Here is a 15,709-nt window from a genome sequence, read left to right as displayed (position 1 = left end):
TTTCGTAGCGGCGCTGGTGCTTTTATTTGGCGGCAGCCAGTGCGTCCTGCACCCACTTATCGAACTCAGCCTGATGGCCTTTGATCCAGCCGTCAACGTGGCGGTTGATATCGTCTTCAGAGGACTGACCGGCATGCATCGCGGCGTTTTCCGCATTGATATCGGTAATTGGCAGTTTCATCTCGGCAAACAGTTTCGCCGCCGCTGGGTTTTTCTCAGCCCAGGCTTTGTTGGCAACGATATGCATGGTATTCACCGGGAAGCCATAGTTGGCTCCGTTCGCCAGCTTGGTATCGACATTTTTCTGCTCACCCGGCAGCGATGAGAACGGCACCTGCAACCAGACCACATCTTTGCCCGGTTTCAGTACGTCGCTCACCCAGTATGGCGTCCATGTGTAGTACAGGATCGGTTTACCCTGTTTAAAGCGGGTGATGGTATCGGCGATCATCGCCGAGTAATTTCCCTGGTTATGTTCTACGGTGTTGCTCAGGCCGTACGCGTCAATCTGGTGGTTAATCACCGCTTCGCAACCCCAGCCCGGTGTACAACCGGTCAGATCCGCTTTGCCGTCGCCGTTGGTGTCAAACAGTTTCGCCAGCTTGGGATCTTTCAACTGGGCGACGTTGGTGATGTGGTATTGATCTGCGGTCTTTTTATCGATCAGATAACCCTGCGCCGCGCCGGTCACGTAGGTGCCTTCACGGTAAAACTTCTGGTCGCCACCGGCGGCTTTATACATATCATCATGCAGCGGCTGCCAGTTGACGGCGGTAAAGGTGGCATCACCTTCGGCAATGGTGGTGTAGCCGACGTTGTAATCCACTTCGCTGGGTTTATCGACGGTGTAACCCAGTTTTTCCAGCGCACGGCTGACCAGTAGCGTCTGAAAGGTTTCTTCTGAGATGGTGCTCTGCACCGGCTTAACGGTAATGCCTTTACCCGGCAGGTCGGCGGCGGACACGTGCGTCACGGCGAACGTCGTCAGGACGGCAGCGAATAGAGCTGTCTTGCGCATAGTCATTCCTTATTTTACGTGTGGCGTCGGAGACGGGCGGCCACAATGTGCCGCCCAAATGAATTACGGTTTTTTACTGAAAGGGCGCATCAGCAGGCCAACAGGGCCGCTGCTGTACCAGTGGCGATTGCCACGGCTGCGGCTGTCGCGACCCACCGATTGGGTCAGACGATCAAGAATAATGGCGAGGATCACGATACCCACACCGCCGACGGTAGCGAGGCCCATATCAAGGCGGCCGATACCGCGCAGCACCATCTGGCCGAGACCACCGACGGCAATCATCGAGGCGATCACGACCATCGACAGCGCCAGCATCAGCGTCTGGTTAACGCCCGCCATAATGGTCGGCATCGCCAGCGGCAGCTGTACTTTGAACAGCATCTGGCGCGGGCTGGCACCAAAGGACTCACTGGCTTCGATCAGATCAGCCGGAACCTGTTTAATCCCGAGAATCGTCAGACGCACAATCGGCGGCAGCGCAAAGATAATGGTCACCACCACGCCCGGCACGTTACCGATACCGAACAGCATCACAATCGGCACCAGATAAACGAAGGCAGGCGTAGTTTGCATCGCATCCAGCAGCGGTCGGATGATCCGTGCGGCGCGTTCGCTGCGTGCCAGCCAGATCCCCAGCGGCAGACCGATAATGATGCAGAACAGCAGGGCGGTCAGCACCAGTGCCAGCGTCACCATCGCTTGCGACCAGGCACCGATCGCGCCAATCAACACCAGCGAAATCAGGGTAGCGATACCCATCGCTGGGCTAGCGATCTGCCAGGCGATCAACGCGAAAACCACCAGAGCCACAGGCGCGGGCATTCCCAGCAGCAACTGCTGGAAGGCGCTGAGGATATAATCCACCGGCACACGGATGCCCTGGAACAGCGGGCGGAAGTGGTTTACCACCCAGTCGATGCCGTGGGTCACCCAGCTGTCGAGCGGGATCAGGGTTTTATGGAACGGATCCATAATGTTGAAATGTTCTGGCTGCGGTGCAGGCGCGCTACTTAACCAGTCGCTGTTACTGGCGGCATGGCTGGCGGCTTCGTGCGTGCCGGAGCTTGCCGGTGCGCTGCCCCCGGTTGACCAGGGATCGGCTGCGCTGCTATCGGGAGTGGCGGCCTGGGGTGTCTGGCTGGCGCTATCCCACGGATTGCTGTTTTGTTCACTCATTCTCAGGCTCCTTCACGGTCTAAAGCGCGCAGCAGCGTGCTTTTCGAAATCACACCAACATACTGATTTTCTTCACCTACCACCGGTACGGCACAGGGTGCCTGCGCCACGTGGGAGAGCAGATCATTCAGTGAGGTGTCCGCAGGAACCGCCGCAATATCCAGCAGCGCGTTGTCCAGACCCTCGCCCGCGGCCAGTGCCGCCTTCAGCGAATCCGTCGAGACCACACCGACAAATTTCTGTTTTTCCAGCACATAACCAAAGTCGCGGTCTTCATCCTGCAACAGCTTAATCGCTGAGCGTGGACCCAAACCGGCCGCTTTACGGATCAACGCCCCGGCGCTGCGCCGGGCAATATCTTTGGCGCTGAAAACATGGCTGATATCGACGCCACGGAAGAAGGTACGCACGTAATCGTTGGCCGGATTATTCAGAATTTCATCCGGCGTACCGACCTGAACCACTTCGCCGCCCTGCATAATGGCAATCCGATCGCCAATACGCATCGCTTCATCGAGATCGTGGGAAATAAATACGATGGTACGCTGATGTTTTGCCTGCAATTTTACCAGCTCATCCTGCATTTCAGTACGAATAAGCGGGTCAAGCGCCGAGAAGGCTTCATCCATCAACAAAATATCGGGATTGATTGCCAGCGCACGGGCTAATCCCACACGCTGACGCATACCACCGGAAAGTTCATCCGGGTAAGCGTGCGCATAATTTTCCAGCCCAACCTGACGCAATGCTTCCAGCGCTTTTTCCTGACGCTCCTGCAATGCCACGCCCGCTAATTCCATGCCGAAGGCGGTATTATTTAATACCGTCAGATGAGGCATCAGAGCAAAGGACTGAAATACCATGCTGATCTTATTTCTGCGCACTTCACGCAGTTCGGCATCGGATATTTTGGCAATATCGACACCATCAATAATCACCTGGCCGCGAGTCGGCTCGATCAGACGATTGAGAAGGCGAACCATGGTGGACTTACCTGAACCTGAAAGCCCCATGATGACGAAGATCTCGCCTTCTTCAATGGCCAGACTGGCATCTTTTACGCCGAGAGAGAGTCCGGTTTTCGCCAGGATTGCCTCTTTACCCTCACCGCGTTCAATATGTTTAAATGCCCTTTCCGGGTGATCACCAAATATCTTATATAAATTCTTTACTTCGAGTTTAATTGCCATGCAGTAATTAAATTCCTGGTTAATTGATGTTTCGCTATTTCTTGTTGTGGCCCTGATTAAAATTAAGCGGCCTATACCGTAACATAATGAGATTATCTGACAACCCTTGTGGGCGATATTCGCTTGGCGATAGCGGAGGAAATGGCGAGAATTTCCAGTGCTCACAAGGGATAAGCAAGGATCAATTTTTTTCTCAATCTTAGGTGGAATTTCTGCGCTTTTGACGGGATTATTTATCTGGAAGGCGATAAATCACGCTTTAATTGGCGATATATGGACCATTGTAATGACGGTAAAGTGACGGAGTGATGACGATTCAGAGGCGAAATAACGGGGAAATAACCAACAGTAGTCAGAGGAAATATCGGGCTGAGACCAGCCCGATATGAAGCGATTAAAAGTTCCAGTCTTCGTCTTCGGTTTCGACCGCTTTGCCCATCACGTATGAGGAGCCGGAACCGGAGAAGAAATCGTGGTTTTCATCGGCATTCGGCGACAGCGCAGCGAGAATAGCCGGGTTCACGGTAGTGAGTTCTGCCGGGAACAGGGCTTCGTAACCGAGGTTCATTAGCGCCTTGTTGGCGTTGTAGTGCAGGAAGGTTTTCACCTCTTCCGCCCAGCCGACATCGGCATACAGCGCTTCGGTGTAAACCACCTCGTTTTCGTACAACGCCAGCAGCAGTTCGATGGCGAATTGCTGCAACTCTTCACGACGTGCATCGTCGACATTTTCCAGCGCTTTTTGGTACTTATAACCGATGTAATAGCCGTGCACCGCTTCGTCGCGAATGATCAGACGGATCAAATCTGCGGTGTTGGTGAGTTTGCCACGGCTCGACCAGTACATCGGTAGCCAGAAGCCGGAATAGAACAGGAACGATTCGAGGAACACGCTGGCAATTTTCTTCTTCAGCGGGTCATCCGCGCGATAATGTTCCAGCACGATCTTCGCTTTATTTTGCAGCGCCTCGTTCTCTTCACTCCAGCGATAGGCGGCATCAACATCCGCTGTGTTACACAGGGTGGAGAAAATCGAGCTATAGGAGCGGGCGTGAACCGCTTCCATAAAGCTCACATTGGACAGCACCGCTTCTTCATGCGGCGTCAACGCATCTTCCATCAGCCCTGGCGCGCCAATCACGTTCTGAATGGTATCGAGCAACGTCAGTCCGGTGAACACGCGGATGGTCAGCTGTTGCTGCTGTTTATCCAGCGTCTGCCAGGCGGGAAGATCATTGGACAATGGTACTTTTTCCGGCAGCCAGAAGTTGCTGGTCAGGCGGTTCCACACTTCGAGATCTTTCTCGTCCTGAATGCGGTTCCAGTTAATTGCTTGAATTTGATTTAGTCGCATAGTTGTCATCACAGCGCGCAGGAGACGCAGCCCTGTACCTCAGTGCCTTGAAGCGCCATCTGGCGCAGTCGAATGTAATAAAGCGTTTTGATGCCTTTCTTCCACGCGTAAATCTGCGCTTTGTTGATATCGCGTGTGGTGACGTCATCACGGAAAAACAGTGTCAGAGAAAGCCCCTGATCGACGTGCTGAGTCGCTTCGGCGTAGGTATCGATAATCGCTTCCGGGCCGATCTGGTACGCATCCTGATAGAAATCCAGGTTGTCGTTGGTCATAAACGGTGCCGGGTAGTAAACGCGCCCGGTTTTACCCTCTTTGCGAATCTCAATACGTGACACGATCGGGTGGATGCTGGAGGTCGCATGATTGATGTATGAGATCGAACCGGTAGGCGGAATTGCCTGCAGATTCTGGTTATACAGACCGTGCGTCATCACTGCATCACGCAACGCCTGCCAGTCAGCCTGAGTGGGCAGGGCAATACCTGCGTCGGCAAACAGCTGCGCCACGCGCGCGGTACGGGGCTGCCAGACTTGTTCGGTGTACTTGTCGAAATACACGCCGCTGGCATAGGTGGATTGCGAGAAGCCATCGAAGCTTTGTTTACGCTCCTGCGCCAGCAGGTTGGAAGTCCGCACCGCGTGATAGGTGACGCAGTAGAAATAAAGGTTGGTGAAATCCAGCGCCTCTTCTGAGCCGTAAGCCATCCCTTCACGCGCCAGATAGCCATGCAGGTTCATCTGTCCGAGACCAATCGCGTGAGAACGGCGGTTGCCTTCGGCGACGGAGGGCACCGAGTTAATCTCGCTCATATCGGACACGGCGGTCAGTGCACGCACCGCGACTTCCACCGTCTGTGCCAGATTGCGCGAATCCATCGCGTGGGCGATATTCAGCGAACCGAGGTTACAGGAGATATCTTTGCCAACGCGGCGATAGCTCAGGTCGTCATGAAACTCGCTGGCGCTGTTGACCTGCAAAATCTCCGAACACAGGTTGCTCATATTGATGCGGCCGGCAATCGGGTTGCTGCGGTTCACGCTGTCTTCATACATGATGTAGGGATAGCCGGACTCAAACTGAATCTCTGCCAGCGTCTGGAAGAAGTCGCGTGGCTGAATAAAGGTTTTGCGAATGCGATCGTCGGCCAGCATCTCTTCGTAGTGCTCGCTGATACTGATATCGCCAAACGCTTTTCCGTAAATACGTTCCACGTCATAAGGCGAAAACAGCGCCATCTCGCGGTTTTCTTTCGCCAGCCGGAAGGTAACATCCGGGATCACCACACCGAGCGACAGCGTTTTGATACGGATCTTCTCGTCGGCGTTTTCGCGCTTGGTATCAAGGAAGCGCAGAATATCGGGATGATGTGCGTTCAGCCACACCGCGCCCGCGCCCTGACGTGCGCCTAACTGGTTGGCGTAAGAAAACGCATCTTCCAGCATCTTCATCACCGGAATTACGCCGGAGGATTGGTTCTCAATACGCTTAATCGGCGCACCGGATTCACGCAGGTTTGACAGCAGAAACGCCACGCCACCGCCGCGTTTGGAAAGCTGCAATGCGGAGTTCACCGCGCGGCCAATCGACTCCATATTGTCTTCGATACGCAACAGGAAGCAGGAGACCAGTTCACCGCGCTGCTGTTTGCCGCAGTTCAGGAAGGTGGGCGTCGCAGGCTGGAAGCGACCGCTCAGCATCTCTGCCAGCAGTTCACGTGCCAGCGCTTCGTTACCGCGTGCCAGCGTCAGCGCCACCATACAGGCGCGCTGTTCAAAGGTTTCGAGGTAGCGTTTGCCATCGAAGGTTTTCAGCGTGTAGCTGGTGTAGAACTTCCACGCGCCGAGGAAGGTATGAAAACGAAAACCCCAGGCATCGGCTTCGTCGTGCAGCTGGCACAGAAAATCGAAATCGTACTGATTCAGCATGTCGGCTTCGTAGTAGCCTTCGGCCACCAGATAGCGCAGGCGTTCCGCCGCAGAGGCGAAAGGCACGGTATTAGGTACTACATGTTGCAGGAAGAACTGATGCGTGGCTTCGTGATCTTTATCGAACTGGATGCGGCCATCGGCGTCATACAGGTTCAGCATCGCGTTCAGGGCGTGGTAGTCAAGTCCTGCGCCGTTGAGGGTGTCTGTCGTTGCCAAAATTGGGTCACTCCCGCTTTTACATTAGCGATATCGTCGGGGGTTCCCATCAACTCAAAGCGGTAGAGATAGGGAACCTGACATTTCTGCGCAATGATGTCGCCCGCCAGGCAAAACCCCGCACCGAAGTTGCGGTTACCGGCAGCAATCACCCCGCGGATACCGCGTCGGTTAGCTTCATCATTGAGGAATTGGATCACTTGTCCGGGCACCGCCCCTCGGGCACTGCCGCCGCCGTAGCTTGGCACCACCAGAATATAGGGCTGGTCGATATGCAGGCGCTGCATGCTGTCGATGGGAATCCGTCGTGCAGGCAGTCCCAGACGTGTGATAAATCGGTGCGTGTTTTCCGACTGGCTGGAAAAGTACACCAGTGGAAACATCGCCTTATCCCCCGACCGCAGCGAGCTGGCGCAGGCTGGCGATTTTATCGGGACGGAAGCCACTCCAGTGGTCATCGTGGGTCATTACCACCGGCACCTGGCGATAGCCAAGGGATTTGAGGTTGTCGATGGCTTCAGGCTGAGAATCGAGGTTAATCAGTTGGTAATCGATGCCATTACGATCCATTGCATTTTTTGTCGCGTTGCACTGGACACAGTTGTTCTTGGTGTAAATAATAATGCGCATGATTCGTATTTCCCTCTTGGTATGGTCAGGATGCGAGATACGAAGCAAAAAATCCTTTTGCTGCGAGCCTCATCCTTGCTGACATCTGGTAGCGAGTTGATGGAGTAAATACTAGATGTAGTGGTTGTCGTGGTCAAGCCCACTATATATATGGGTTTGTGATTTGAAGCCTCAGAAAAGGCCTAAGACCAGAGATCATGCGCCTTCGCGACCAAAAAATATTTTTACGCAGGGTGAGGGTGGGGCACTTAAGGCAAATTCAGGCGTAAATTTGCACAATCACTGGACCGTTAGCTTGTCTGCGGATGCGTAGCGGCGCGATATATCGCGCGGTTTGTGGCATCGAGCCGCGACGGGTCAATAAAAAAAGCCCCGCTGTACGCGAGGCGTTTTGTAGTGTGATAAGGATTAGCGGCGGGAAACCAGTAGCGCACCAATCACCAGACCGACAGCAGCCCCAATGCCGACTCCGTGCCACGGCTTGTCATGCACATAGGCATCAACCTGGTAACTGGCATCGCGTGCGGCCTGGGAAACACGGTTGTTGCCGTTCAGTTTCGCGCGCGTCTGTTTCAACAGCGATTGCGCTTTACTGCGCGCGTTATCCACTTCGTCTTTGGCTTCGCTGCCGTATGATTTCAATAATGCTTCCAGCGAATCAGCCAGTTCGTTCACATCCTGATTGATATCAGTGGCCTCGTTTTTACTGGTTCGATTAAACATTTTTCGCTCCCTTTACTTTAAAACGTAAGACTTAGTGTAGACGAATCGCGATCAAACGCAGATTTTCTCCTGGCTTTCGGGACAATTCCGGATGCCCGTTTTTTTCCGGATGTGTAAAGTTGCGCGACTTTTATAACAGAGGAACAATCATGTATTTACGACCAGATGAGGTAGCGAGCGTACTGGAAAAAGTAGGCTTCGAAGTGGATACCCTTACCACCAAAATCTTTGGTTATCGTCGCGGCGAAGACTACGTCTACGTTAATCGCGAAGCGCGCATGGGGCGCACCGCACTTGTCATCCACCCGACGCTGCGAGAGCGTAGTCTGGGCTTTGCTGAACCGGCTTTAGAGATGAAAACCTGCGATCATTACACGCAATTTCCGCTCTATCTGGCGGGAGAGACGGAGGAGCATTATGGTATCGCCCACGGCTTTACCTCACGTGCTTCGCTGAAACGCTATTTACAGTGCATTTATGGCGGTTTAAACGCGCTCCGTTAATACGGGGCCGCCGCGAATTAAACATTTTTCGCTCCCTCTAAATAAAAACGTAATACTTAATGCAGACGGGTTGTCAGTGATGGCAGTTTTTCACCTGGCTTTATGGAAAATTCCGAATGCCTTGTACAGCACGGCTGTTGTAAGGTTGCGAGGCTAAGAAGAGAGGAGCAAGCATGTATTTACGACCAGATGAGGTAGCGCGCGTACTGGAAAAAGCAGGGTTCGAAATGGATACCCTTACGCCCAAAATCTATGGTTATCGTCGTGGCGACAGTTATGTCTACGTCAACCGTGAAGCCCGTATGGGGCGCACGGCCCTGATTATTCACCCCACGCTGAAAGAGAAAAGTCTGAACTTTGCCGAACCGGCATCAGAAATGAAAACCTGCGATCACTATACGCAGTTTCCTCTCTATCTGGCTGGCGATAACCAGGAACATTACGGTATTCCGCACGGCTTCAGTTCGCGCATCGCGCTGGAGCGCTATCTGCAAGGCGTATTCGGCGTCTGACGCTGCGCCCCGCAGTTGCGGGGCCGCATCCACCCGACAAAATCCTTACCTTTTGCCACGTTGCATTTCAACGCGCTGGCGCGTATAACCCTGTATCCATGTAGATGTTTAGACGTCCATATGGATAAAAATAATGCAAAACGAGCAACATCCTCCACAGGGAAACTTTAAACGCACCATGAAAGTACGGCATCTGGTGATGCTGTCGCTGGGGGGGGTGATCGGCACTGGCCTGTTCTTTAATACCGGTTATATCATCTCAACCACCGGTGCTGCCGGTACGCTGCTGGCTTACCTGATCGGTGCACTGGTGGTGTGGCTGGTGATGGTATGTCTGGGAGAGTTGGCGGTGGCGATGCCGGAAACCGGTGCTTTCCATGTTTATGCCGCACGTTACCTGAGTCCCGCCACCGGTTACACCGTCGCCTGGCTCTACTGGCTCACCTGGACCGTTGCGCTGGGTTCCAGCCTGACGGCTGCCGGATTTTGCATGCAATACTGGTTCCCGGCCATCCCGGTTTGGCTCTGGTGCCTGGTGTTCTGCATTGCCATCTATCTGCTGAATATTGTCTCGACGCGCTTCTTTGCCGAAGGGGAATTTTGGTTTTCGATTATCAAGGTGATCACCATTGTCGCCTTTATCATTCTCGGTGCCGGGGCGATGTTTGGTTTTATCCCAATGAAGGATGGCAGTGCTGCGCCTGGCTTGCATAACCTCACCGCATCTGGTTGGCTGCCGCACGGCACGTTGCCGATTTTGATGACGATGGTCGCGGTCAACTTCGCCTTCTCCGGCACCGAGCTGATCGGTATTGCCGCCGGTGAAACCGAACAGCCGCAAAAAGCGCTGCCGTTGGCGATCCGTACTACGGTTGCGCGCCTGATTGTGTTTTTTATCGGTACCGTACTGATACTGGCGGCGCTGATCCCCATGGATCAGGCTGGGATCGTGAAAAGCTCGTTTGTGTTGGTATTCGAGAAGATAGGCATCCCCTGGGCAGCGGATATCTTTAACTTTGTGATTCTCACCGCGATCCTGTCGGCAGCAAACTCCGGCTTGTACGCTTCGGGCCGTATGCTGTGGTCGTTGGCCAATGAAAACACCCTGCCGCGCTGCTTTGCCCGTGTGAATCACCGTGGCGTCCCGGTACTGGCGATCACCATCAGCATGATTGGCGGCCTGCTGGCACTGTTCTCCAGCGTGATTGCACCCGATACCGTCTTCGTTGCGCTGTCAGCGATTTCCGGTTTTGCGGTGGTGGCGGTGTGGCTGAGTATTTGTGCGTCCCATTTTATGTTCCGTCGCCACCATCTCCAGCAGGGCGGTTCGCTGAAGGATCTGGTGTACCGTGCGCCGCTTTACCCGCTGACCCCGATCCTCGGTTTCCTGCTCTGTCTGTTGGCCTGCGTAGGATTGGCTTTCGACCCGTCCCAGCGCATTGCGTTGTGGTGCGGAATTCCGTTTGTTCTCTTCTGCTATGCCGCATACCATGTCACGCAACGACGTAAATCATCTCTGAAGGCTGAGGAGGCCAACGATGTGGCGTAACCCGGTAGCGCAGGCGCTATCCCAAACCGATACCCTGATCCTTGATGGTGCGCTGGCAACCGAACTGGAAGCGCGTGGCTGTAATCTGGCTGACACGCTCTGGTCGGCAAAAGTGTTGATGGAAAACCCTGAACTGATCTATCAGGTGCACTACGACTATTTTGCCGCTGGTGCCCATTGCGCCATTACCGCCAGCTACCAGGCCACACCGCAGGGGTTCGCGCAGCGCGGGCTGGATGAAAGCCAGTCCCGGACGCTGATTCAGCAGAGCGCCGCGTTGGCACAGCGTGCGCGCGATGATTATCGTGCAGCGTCTGGCACCACAGCACCGTTGCTGGTGGCGGGTTCGGTTGGCCCCTACGGTGCCTTTCTCGCCAATGGCGCGGAATATCGTGGTGATTACGCGCTGCGGGAAGCTGAAATGAAAGCCTTCCATCGCCCCCGTTTCGCCGCCTTGCTGGAAGCGGGGGTGGATCTGCTGGCATGTGAAACCTTGCCCTCATTCGCGGAAGCGCAGGCGTTGGTCAGCCTGCTGGCGGAGTTCCCGGACAGCAGCGCCTGGTTCTCCTTCACGCTGCGTGATGCAAACCATATCAGCGATGGTACACCGCTGAGCGAAGTTGCGGCGTTGCTCAACGCGTCACCGCAAGTGGTGGCGGTGGGGATCAACTGTGTCGCGCTGGAAAATGTAACGCCCGCGCTGCGCACGCTACAGGCGCTGTGCAACCAGCCGCTGCTGGTGTATCCCAACTCCGGCGAGCAGTACGATGCCACCAGCAAAACCTGGCATTCGGCCCCGTCGGGTTGCACGCTGCATGACAAATTCCCCGAGTGGCAACAGGCAGGCGCACGCCTGATTGGCGGGTGCTGCCGTACCACGCCCCGGGATATCGCGGCGATTGCCGCCTGTTGTCAACCGCAATAAAGCGGCGAAAAGCGCCACTGATAGCGCGATTGAGGCGAGTGAAAAGGGCGGAAGGGCAGTTTAGACTGTCCCTTCTGACCCTGAAGCGGACCTGCTATGAACCTGCGACATCTCCTTCCTGCCTGTGCGCTGCTGTTAAGCGGCTGTGCGACCATTGTTGGCACCGAAACGCAATCGGTACGAATTGACTCCGTGCCGCAGGGCGCACGTTTCACCGTGCAGGATGAGACCGGCCACGCGGTGGCACAGGGCGTTACGCCGCAGTTCGTCGAACTGGCGAAATCCACCGGTAGTTACTTTGGCAAGAAGCATTATCAGGTGATGCTGGAGAAACCTGGCTATGTTCCGCTGACGATGCCGATCGAGGGCAGCGCCAATCTGTGGTATCTGCTGGGCAATATTCCGTTGCTCGGTTTCCCGGGTTGGCTGCTGGTCGATCCGTTCTATGGTGGCATGTATGACCTGAAGCCAGCCAACCCCAAACCTTTCCTGAACCCGGTGGGCGCGCGCGGTTAATTGCAGGCACGAATCGCGCAGCTACTGCGCGGTTGGCTGCACCATTGCTCCCGGCGTTTTATGTTGCGCCAGGTATTGTTGCTGAAAGATGCACATACGAATGGTGTTACGGTACGCGCCGTTGATGAAAAACTCGTGTTTCAGCACCCCCTCCACTTCAAAACCCAGCTTGGTGTAGATGTGGATGGCTTTCTCATTCTCCTGGTCGACAATCAGGTAGAGTTTGTAGAGATTCAACACGGAAAAGCCATAATCCATCGCCAGTTTCGCCGCCTGACTCGCCAGACCTTTGCCCTGATGCGCTGGATCGATGATGATCTGAAACTCAGAGCGGCGATGGACGTGATTAATCTCGACCAGCTCCACCAGCCCGGCTTTCTGCCCATCATGTTCAACCACGAAACGACGTTCGGTCTGATCATGAATATGTTTGTTGTACAGGTCCGAAAGCTCAACAAAGGCTTCGTACGGCTCCTCGAACCAGTAACGCATCACGCTGGCGTTGTTATCTAACTGATGCACAAAGTGCAGATCTTCCCGTTCCAGCGGACGTAATTTCACCGTCATATGACATTCCTTCTTTAACTCAGATGTGCCAAGTATAGCTGCACCAAAGTGGTTATTACGCTTTCGCGCTTGCTCCGTGACGGTGCAGCGCATTTTCAGATCATCAGCCTGCGCCACCGCACAGACTCAATCTGCTTTTGGCACAGCCATTGCTTTGCTTGTATAGATAAGACTATACAACTGTTGTTTTTCATCACCTTTTGACAGGAGTGGAAGATGGGTAAGCCAGTGCAACATGCAGTTCGTGCGTTAACCGTGGCAGTGATGTTAGGAGGCGTGCTGAGCGCGCAGGCGGCCGACACTAAAGTGGCGATCGGCATTTCCGGCTGGACTGGATTTGCGCCGCTGACCCTGGCCGACAAAGCGGGAATCTTCAAAAAACATGGCCTTGATGTCGATGTCAAAATGATCCCGCAAAGCAGCCGTCATCTGGCGGTGGCGTCTGGTACCATTCAGTGCGCTGCCACCACAGTGGAAACCTATATTTCGTGGAATGCGGCCGGTGTGCCGATCAAACAAATCGTCCAACTGGATAAATCCTACGGGGCGGATGGTCTGGCAACCCGCAGCGATATCACCAGCATCAAAGATCTGAAAGGCAAAACCATTGCGGTTGATGCGCCGGGCACGTCACCTTACTTCCTGCTGGCGTGGATGCTGGATAAAAACGGCCTGACGATGAAAGACGTCCACCTGGCGACCATGGCACCGCAGGCGGCGGCACAGTCGTTTGCAGCCGGACAAAACGACGCGGCGGTGACCTATGAACCTTATCTCTCCGTGATCCGTAACCAGCCGAAAGCCGGCAAAATCCTTGCCACTACCCTCGACTATCCGATGGTGATGGATACCCTCGGCTGTACGCCAACCTTCCTGCAAGAGCATCCACAGGCGGCGAAAGCGCTGGTGGCGAGCTACTACGATGCGCTGGAGATGATTAAACAACAGCCGGATAAATCGAACGAAATCATGGGTGCGGCAGTGAAATCTACCGGTAAAGAATTTGCCGAATCCGCCAGCTACCTACGCTGGGCGGGTCCGGAAGAGAACAAAAAATTCTTTAACGGTGAAATCGAAAGCTTCAGCGATGAAGCGGGCAAACTGCTGCTGCGTGCAGGCGTGATCAAGAAAATGCCAGACGTGAAAAGCCTGTACGACGCCAGCTTCGTGCAGTAATCAGGGAGACAGGAGATGGAGATGAGTAAAAGCCAACCCGCAACGCCGCCCGAGGCACTGCCGGATGCGCCGCGTCGCTGGCACAATCCGCTGATGGTGCCGTTAAAAGCGATCTCTACCCGGCTGCGTATCGGCCTTGGCGTGGCATTCTTTGTGCTGTTTGTCGCGGTGTGGGCGCTGGTGACCTTCAGTGGCATGGTTTCGCCAACCTTCCTTGCTGATCCGATCACCATGCTGGAGCAGGGCGTATCGCTGTTCACCGAATATAATTTTTCGCTGGATATTGGGATGACGGTGATGCGCGTTCTGGCCGGATTCCTGCTGGCAGCGCTGATTGGTGTGCCGCTCGGTATCATGATGGGCGCATATAAAATGTGGGAAGCCTTTCTCGAACCCTTTGTCTCCTTCTGCCGTTATCTGCCGGCATCGGCTTTTGTGCCGCTGCTGATCCTGTGGGCCGGTATTGGTGAGATGCAGAAGATCCTCGTCATCTTTATCGGCTCCTTTTTCCAGATTGTATTGATGGTGGCGGTCACTGTCAGCAGCGCGCGACGCGATTTGGTCGAAGCAGCCTATACGCTGGGTTGTAGCAATCGCTCGATCGTGCGTCGGGTATTGATCCCTGGCGCTGCCCCTGGCATTGCGGAACTGTTGCGGCTGGTACTGGGTTGGGCCTGGACTTACGTCATTGTTGCCGAACTGATCGGTTCGGAAAGCGGTATCGGCCATATGATTGTCGACAGCCAGGCGCTGTTGAATACCGGGCAAATCATCTTTGGCATCATCGTGATTGGTTGTATCGGTCTGGTATCGGATTATCTGTTCAAAGTTGCCAACCGGCGCTTGTTTGCATGGAGTAACCTGTGATGAAGCACAGCAAGCTGAACGTACGCGGGGTGGAGCGCGTATTTACCGGGCCGAAAGGTGAACAAACCCAGGCGCTACAACCGATTCATTATCAGGTGGAAGAGAATGATTTCATTACCATCCTCGGGCCATCGGGTTGCGGTAAATCGACGTTGCTGCGCATTATCGCCGGGCTGGATACGCCCACGAGCGGGGAAATCTGGCTGGACGGGCAACCGGTGGATGGCCCGGGTGCTGACCGTGGCATGGTGTTCCAGAGCTACACGCTGTTCCCGTGGCTGACGGTGGAAGAAAACATTCGCTTCGGCCTGCGTGAGCGTGGCTTGAGTGCGGCGCAGCAGAAAGAACGCAGCGATTATTATATCCAGCAGGTGGGTTTGCGCGGTTTTGCGCAGCACTATCCACGTCAGCTATCGGGCGGGATGCAGCAGCGCACCGCCATTGCGCGCGCGCTGGCTAACGATCCCAAAGTGTTGCTGATGGATGAGCCTTTCGGTGCGCTGGATAATCAGACGCGCGTGATGATGCAGGAACTGTTGCTGTCGGTATGGGAGCAGTCGCGCAAGACGGTGCTGTTTGTCACCCACGACATTGATGAAGCGATCTTTATGGCGAACAAAGTGGCGATTTTCAGCGCCAGGCCGGGTCGCATCAAGCAGGAAGTGGCGGTGGATTTTAACAGCGGGCGCGATTACACCATCAAAACCTCACCGGAATTTATGACGCTGAAGGCGGAGATTACCGAGTCGATTCGCAGCGAAACGCTGCAAACCATGGCGCATTGATGGATTGCGCGATAAATCAGCCCGTAGCGGCGCGATTTATCGCGCGGTTTTGACCTGGCTGCACCATT

The 15,709-nt window shown here is 54.7% G+C and carries 17 protein-coding genes; 8 read left to right on the top strand and 9 right to left on the bottom strand.

The window, feature by feature from the left end; genetic code table 11:
- Nucleotides 1–22: 22 nt before the first annotated feature.
- The 8 genes from proX to AC6I8W_RS15975 all read right to left on the bottom strand — a co-directional run bounded on the left by proX (nucleotide 23) and on the right by AC6I8W_RS15975 (nucleotide 8,241).
- The gene (gene proX / locus AC6I8W_RS16010) at nucleotides 23–1,018 is read right to left on the bottom strand and encodes a glycine betaine/L-proline ABC transporter substrate-binding protein ProX (protein ID WP_480365149.1); all 996 of its coding nucleotides are present in this window, start codon (nucleotides 1,016–1,018) and stop codon (nucleotides 23–25) included.
- 63 nt (nucleotides 1,019–1,081) lie between these two features.
- Nucleotides 1,082–2,197, bottom strand: a complete 1,116-nt coding sequence (proW, locus tag AC6I8W_RS16005) for a glycine betaine/L-proline ABC transporter permease ProW (RefSeq protein ID WP_497835809.1) — start codon at nucleotides 2,195–2,197, stop codon at nucleotides 1,082–1,084.
- 2 nt (nucleotides 2,198–2,199) lie between these two features.
- A complete protein-coding gene (proV, locus tag AC6I8W_RS16000) occupies nucleotides 2,200–3,387 on the bottom strand; it encodes a glycine betaine/L-proline ABC transporter ATP-binding protein ProV (protein ID WP_480365145.1) in 1,188 nt (395 codons plus the stop codon).
- A 394-nt stretch (nucleotides 3,388–3,781) separates the two neighbouring features.
- A complete protein-coding gene (gene nrdF / locus AC6I8W_RS15995; protein WP_041525983.1) occupies nucleotides 3,782–4,741 on the bottom strand; it encodes a class 1b ribonucleoside-diphosphate reductase subunit beta in 960 nt (319 codons plus the stop codon).
- 8 nt (nucleotides 4,742–4,749) lie between these two features.
- On the bottom strand, nucleotides 4,750–6,831 hold the full coding sequence (gene nrdE / locus AC6I8W_RS15990; protein ID WP_497838210.1) for a class 1b ribonucleoside-diphosphate reductase subunit alpha: 2,082 nt from the start codon (nucleotides 6,829–6,831) through the stop codon (nucleotides 4,750–4,752).
- A gap of 5 nt (nucleotides 6,832–6,836) precedes the next feature.
- A complete protein-coding gene (gene nrdI / locus AC6I8W_RS15985) occupies nucleotides 6,837–7,271 on the bottom strand; it encodes a class Ib ribonucleoside-diphosphate reductase assembly flavoprotein NrdI (protein ID WP_497835808.1) in 435 nt (144 codons plus the stop codon).
- A gap of 4 nt (nucleotides 7,272–7,275) precedes the next feature.
- Complete coding sequence (locus AC6I8W_RS15980; RefSeq protein WP_013510173.1) at nucleotides 7,276–7,518, bottom strand: redoxin NrdH; 243 nt, start codon at nucleotides 7,516–7,518, stop codon at nucleotides 7,276–7,278.
- A 408-nt stretch (nucleotides 7,519–7,926) separates the two neighbouring features.
- Nucleotides 7,927–8,241 (bottom strand): DUF883 family protein, encoded by a 315-nt coding sequence (locus AC6I8W_RS15975; protein WP_480365140.1) that lies wholly within the window; start codon nucleotides 8,239–8,241, stop codon nucleotides 7,927–7,929.
- Between the two features lie 149 nt (nucleotides 8,242–8,390).
- Here AC6I8W_RS15975 and AC6I8W_RS15970 point away from each other — a divergent pair, with 149 nt between their 5' ends.
- From AC6I8W_RS15970 to AC6I8W_RS15950, 5 genes are all read left to right on the top strand, one after another.
- The gene (locus AC6I8W_RS15970) at nucleotides 8,391–8,744 is read left to right on the top strand and encodes a DUF2002 family protein (protein ID WP_497835807.1); all 354 of its coding nucleotides are present in this window, start codon (nucleotides 8,391–8,393) and stop codon (nucleotides 8,742–8,744) included.
- Nucleotides 8,745–8,917: 173 nt separating this feature from the next.
- Nucleotides 8,918–9,256, top strand: coding sequence for a DUF2002 family protein (locus AC6I8W_RS15965; protein WP_497835806.1), 339 nt, complete (start codon nucleotides 8,918–8,920; stop codon nucleotides 9,254–9,256).
- A 133-nt stretch (nucleotides 9,257–9,389) separates the two neighbouring features.
- Complete coding sequence (gene mmuP / locus AC6I8W_RS15960; RefSeq protein WP_497835805.1) at nucleotides 9,390–10,805, top strand: S-methylmethionine permease; 1,416 nt, start codon at nucleotides 9,390–9,392, stop codon at nucleotides 10,803–10,805.
- Entirely contained in the window at nucleotides 10,795–11,730 is a 936-nt protein-coding gene (mmuM, locus tag AC6I8W_RS15955) for a homocysteine S-methyltransferase (RefSeq protein WP_497835804.1), read from the top strand. Before mmuP ends, mmuM begins: the two co-directional genes overlap by 11 nt.
- A 96-nt stretch (nucleotides 11,731–11,826) precedes the next feature.
- Nucleotides 11,827–12,246, top strand: coding sequence for a peptidase associated/transthyretin-like domain-containing protein (locus tag AC6I8W_RS15950; protein ID WP_497835803.1), 420 nt, complete (start codon nucleotides 11,827–11,829; stop codon nucleotides 12,244–12,246).
- A gap of 21 nt (nucleotides 12,247–12,267) precedes the next feature.
- Here AC6I8W_RS15950 and speG read toward each other — a convergent pair whose 3' ends face one another.
- On the bottom strand, nucleotides 12,268–12,813 hold the full coding sequence (gene speG / locus AC6I8W_RS15945) for a spermidine N1-acetyltransferase (RefSeq protein WP_497835802.1): 546 nt from the start codon (nucleotides 12,811–12,813) through the stop codon (nucleotides 12,268–12,270).
- A 264-nt stretch (nucleotides 12,814–13,077) separates the two neighbouring features.
- Between speG and AC6I8W_RS15940 the strand changes: the two genes are divergently transcribed.
- From AC6I8W_RS15940 to AC6I8W_RS15930, 3 genes are read left to right on the top strand one after another with little or no spacing between them, the layout of a single operon-like run.
- Entirely contained in the window at nucleotides 13,078–13,989 is a 912-nt protein-coding gene (locus tag AC6I8W_RS15940; RefSeq protein WP_497838209.1) for an ABC transporter substrate-binding protein, read from the top strand.
- 21 nt (nucleotides 13,990–14,010) lie between these two features.
- Nucleotides 14,011–14,856: an ABC transporter permease gene (locus AC6I8W_RS15935; RefSeq protein WP_480365129.1), complete on the top strand. Its 846-nt coding sequence runs from the start codon at nucleotides 14,011–14,013 to the stop codon at nucleotides 14,854–14,856.
- Nucleotides 14,856–15,641, top strand: coding sequence for an ABC transporter ATP-binding protein (locus tag AC6I8W_RS15930; RefSeq protein ID WP_480371646.1), 786 nt, complete (start codon nucleotides 14,856–14,858; stop codon nucleotides 15,639–15,641). The genes AC6I8W_RS15935 and AC6I8W_RS15930 overlap by 1 nt, the downstream gene beginning before the upstream one ends.
- Nucleotides 15,642–15,709 lie beyond the last annotated feature (68 nt).

Source organism: Pantoea sp. X-Soil-TKNS-1211 (assembly GCF_059730495.1).
This window is presented reverse-complemented; position numbering and strand designations above follow the sequence as displayed.

Bases quoted from the DNA above. Each gene is read 5' to 3' on its own strand.
- AC6I8W_RS15940 (WP_497838209.1), top strand. From the start codon at position 13,078: ATGTTAGGAGGCGTGCTGAGCGCGCAGGCGGCCGACACTAAAGTGGCG.
- mmuP (WP_497835805.1), top strand. From the start codon at position 9,390: ATGCAAAACGAGCAACATCCTCCACAGGGAAACTTTAAACGCACCATG.
- AC6I8W_RS15975 (WP_480365140.1), bottom strand. From the start codon at position 8,241: ATGTTTAATCGAACCAGTAAAAACGAGGCCACTGATATCAATCAGGAT.
- nrdI (WP_497835808.1), bottom strand. From the start codon at position 7,271: ATGTTTCCACTGGTGTACTTTTCCAGCCAGTCGGAAAACACGCACCGA.
- speG (WP_497835802.1), bottom strand. From the start codon at position 12,813: ATGACGGTGAAATTACGTCCGCTGGAACGGGAAGATCTGCACTTTGTG.
- AC6I8W_RS15965 (WP_497835806.1), top strand. From the start codon at position 8,918: ATGTATTTACGACCAGATGAGGTAGCGCGCGTACTGGAAAAAGCAGGG.
- AC6I8W_RS15930 (WP_480371646.1), top strand. From the start codon at position 14,856: ATGAAGCACAGCAAGCTGAACGTACGCGGGGTGGAGCGCGTATTTACC.
- AC6I8W_RS15970 (WP_497835807.1), top strand. From the start codon at position 8,391: ATGTATTTACGACCAGATGAGGTAGCGAGCGTACTGGAAAAAGTAGGC.
- nrdF (WP_041525983.1), bottom strand. From the start codon at position 4,741: ATGCGACTAAATCAAATTCAAGCAATTAACTGGAACCGCATTCAGGAC.
- proV (WP_480365145.1), bottom strand. From the start codon at position 3,387: ATGGCAATTAAACTCGAAGTAAAGAATTTATATAAGATATTTGGTGAT.
- nrdE (WP_497838210.1), bottom strand. From the start codon at position 6,831: ATGCTGAACCTGTATGACGCCGATGGCCGCATCCAGTTCGATAAAGAT.
- AC6I8W_RS15935 (WP_480365129.1), top strand. From the start codon at position 14,011: ATGAGTAAAAGCCAACCCGCAACGCCGCCCGAGGCACTGCCGGATGCG.
- mmuM (WP_497835804.1), top strand. From the start codon at position 10,795: ATGTGGCGTAACCCGGTAGCGCAGGCGCTATCCCAAACCGATACCCTG.
- proX (WP_480365149.1), bottom strand. From the start codon at position 1,018: ATGCGCAAGACAGCTCTATTCGCTGCCGTCCTGACGACGTTCGCCGTG.
- AC6I8W_RS15980 (WP_013510173.1), bottom strand. From the start codon at position 7,518: ATGCGCATTATTATTTACACCAAGAACAACTGTGTCCAGTGCAACGCG.
- AC6I8W_RS15950 (WP_497835803.1), top strand. From the start codon at position 11,827: ATGAACCTGCGACATCTCCTTCCTGCCTGTGCGCTGCTGTTAAGCGGC.
- proW (WP_497835809.1), bottom strand. From the start codon at position 2,197: ATGAGTGAACAAAACAGCAATCCGTGGGATAGCGCCAGCCAGACACCC.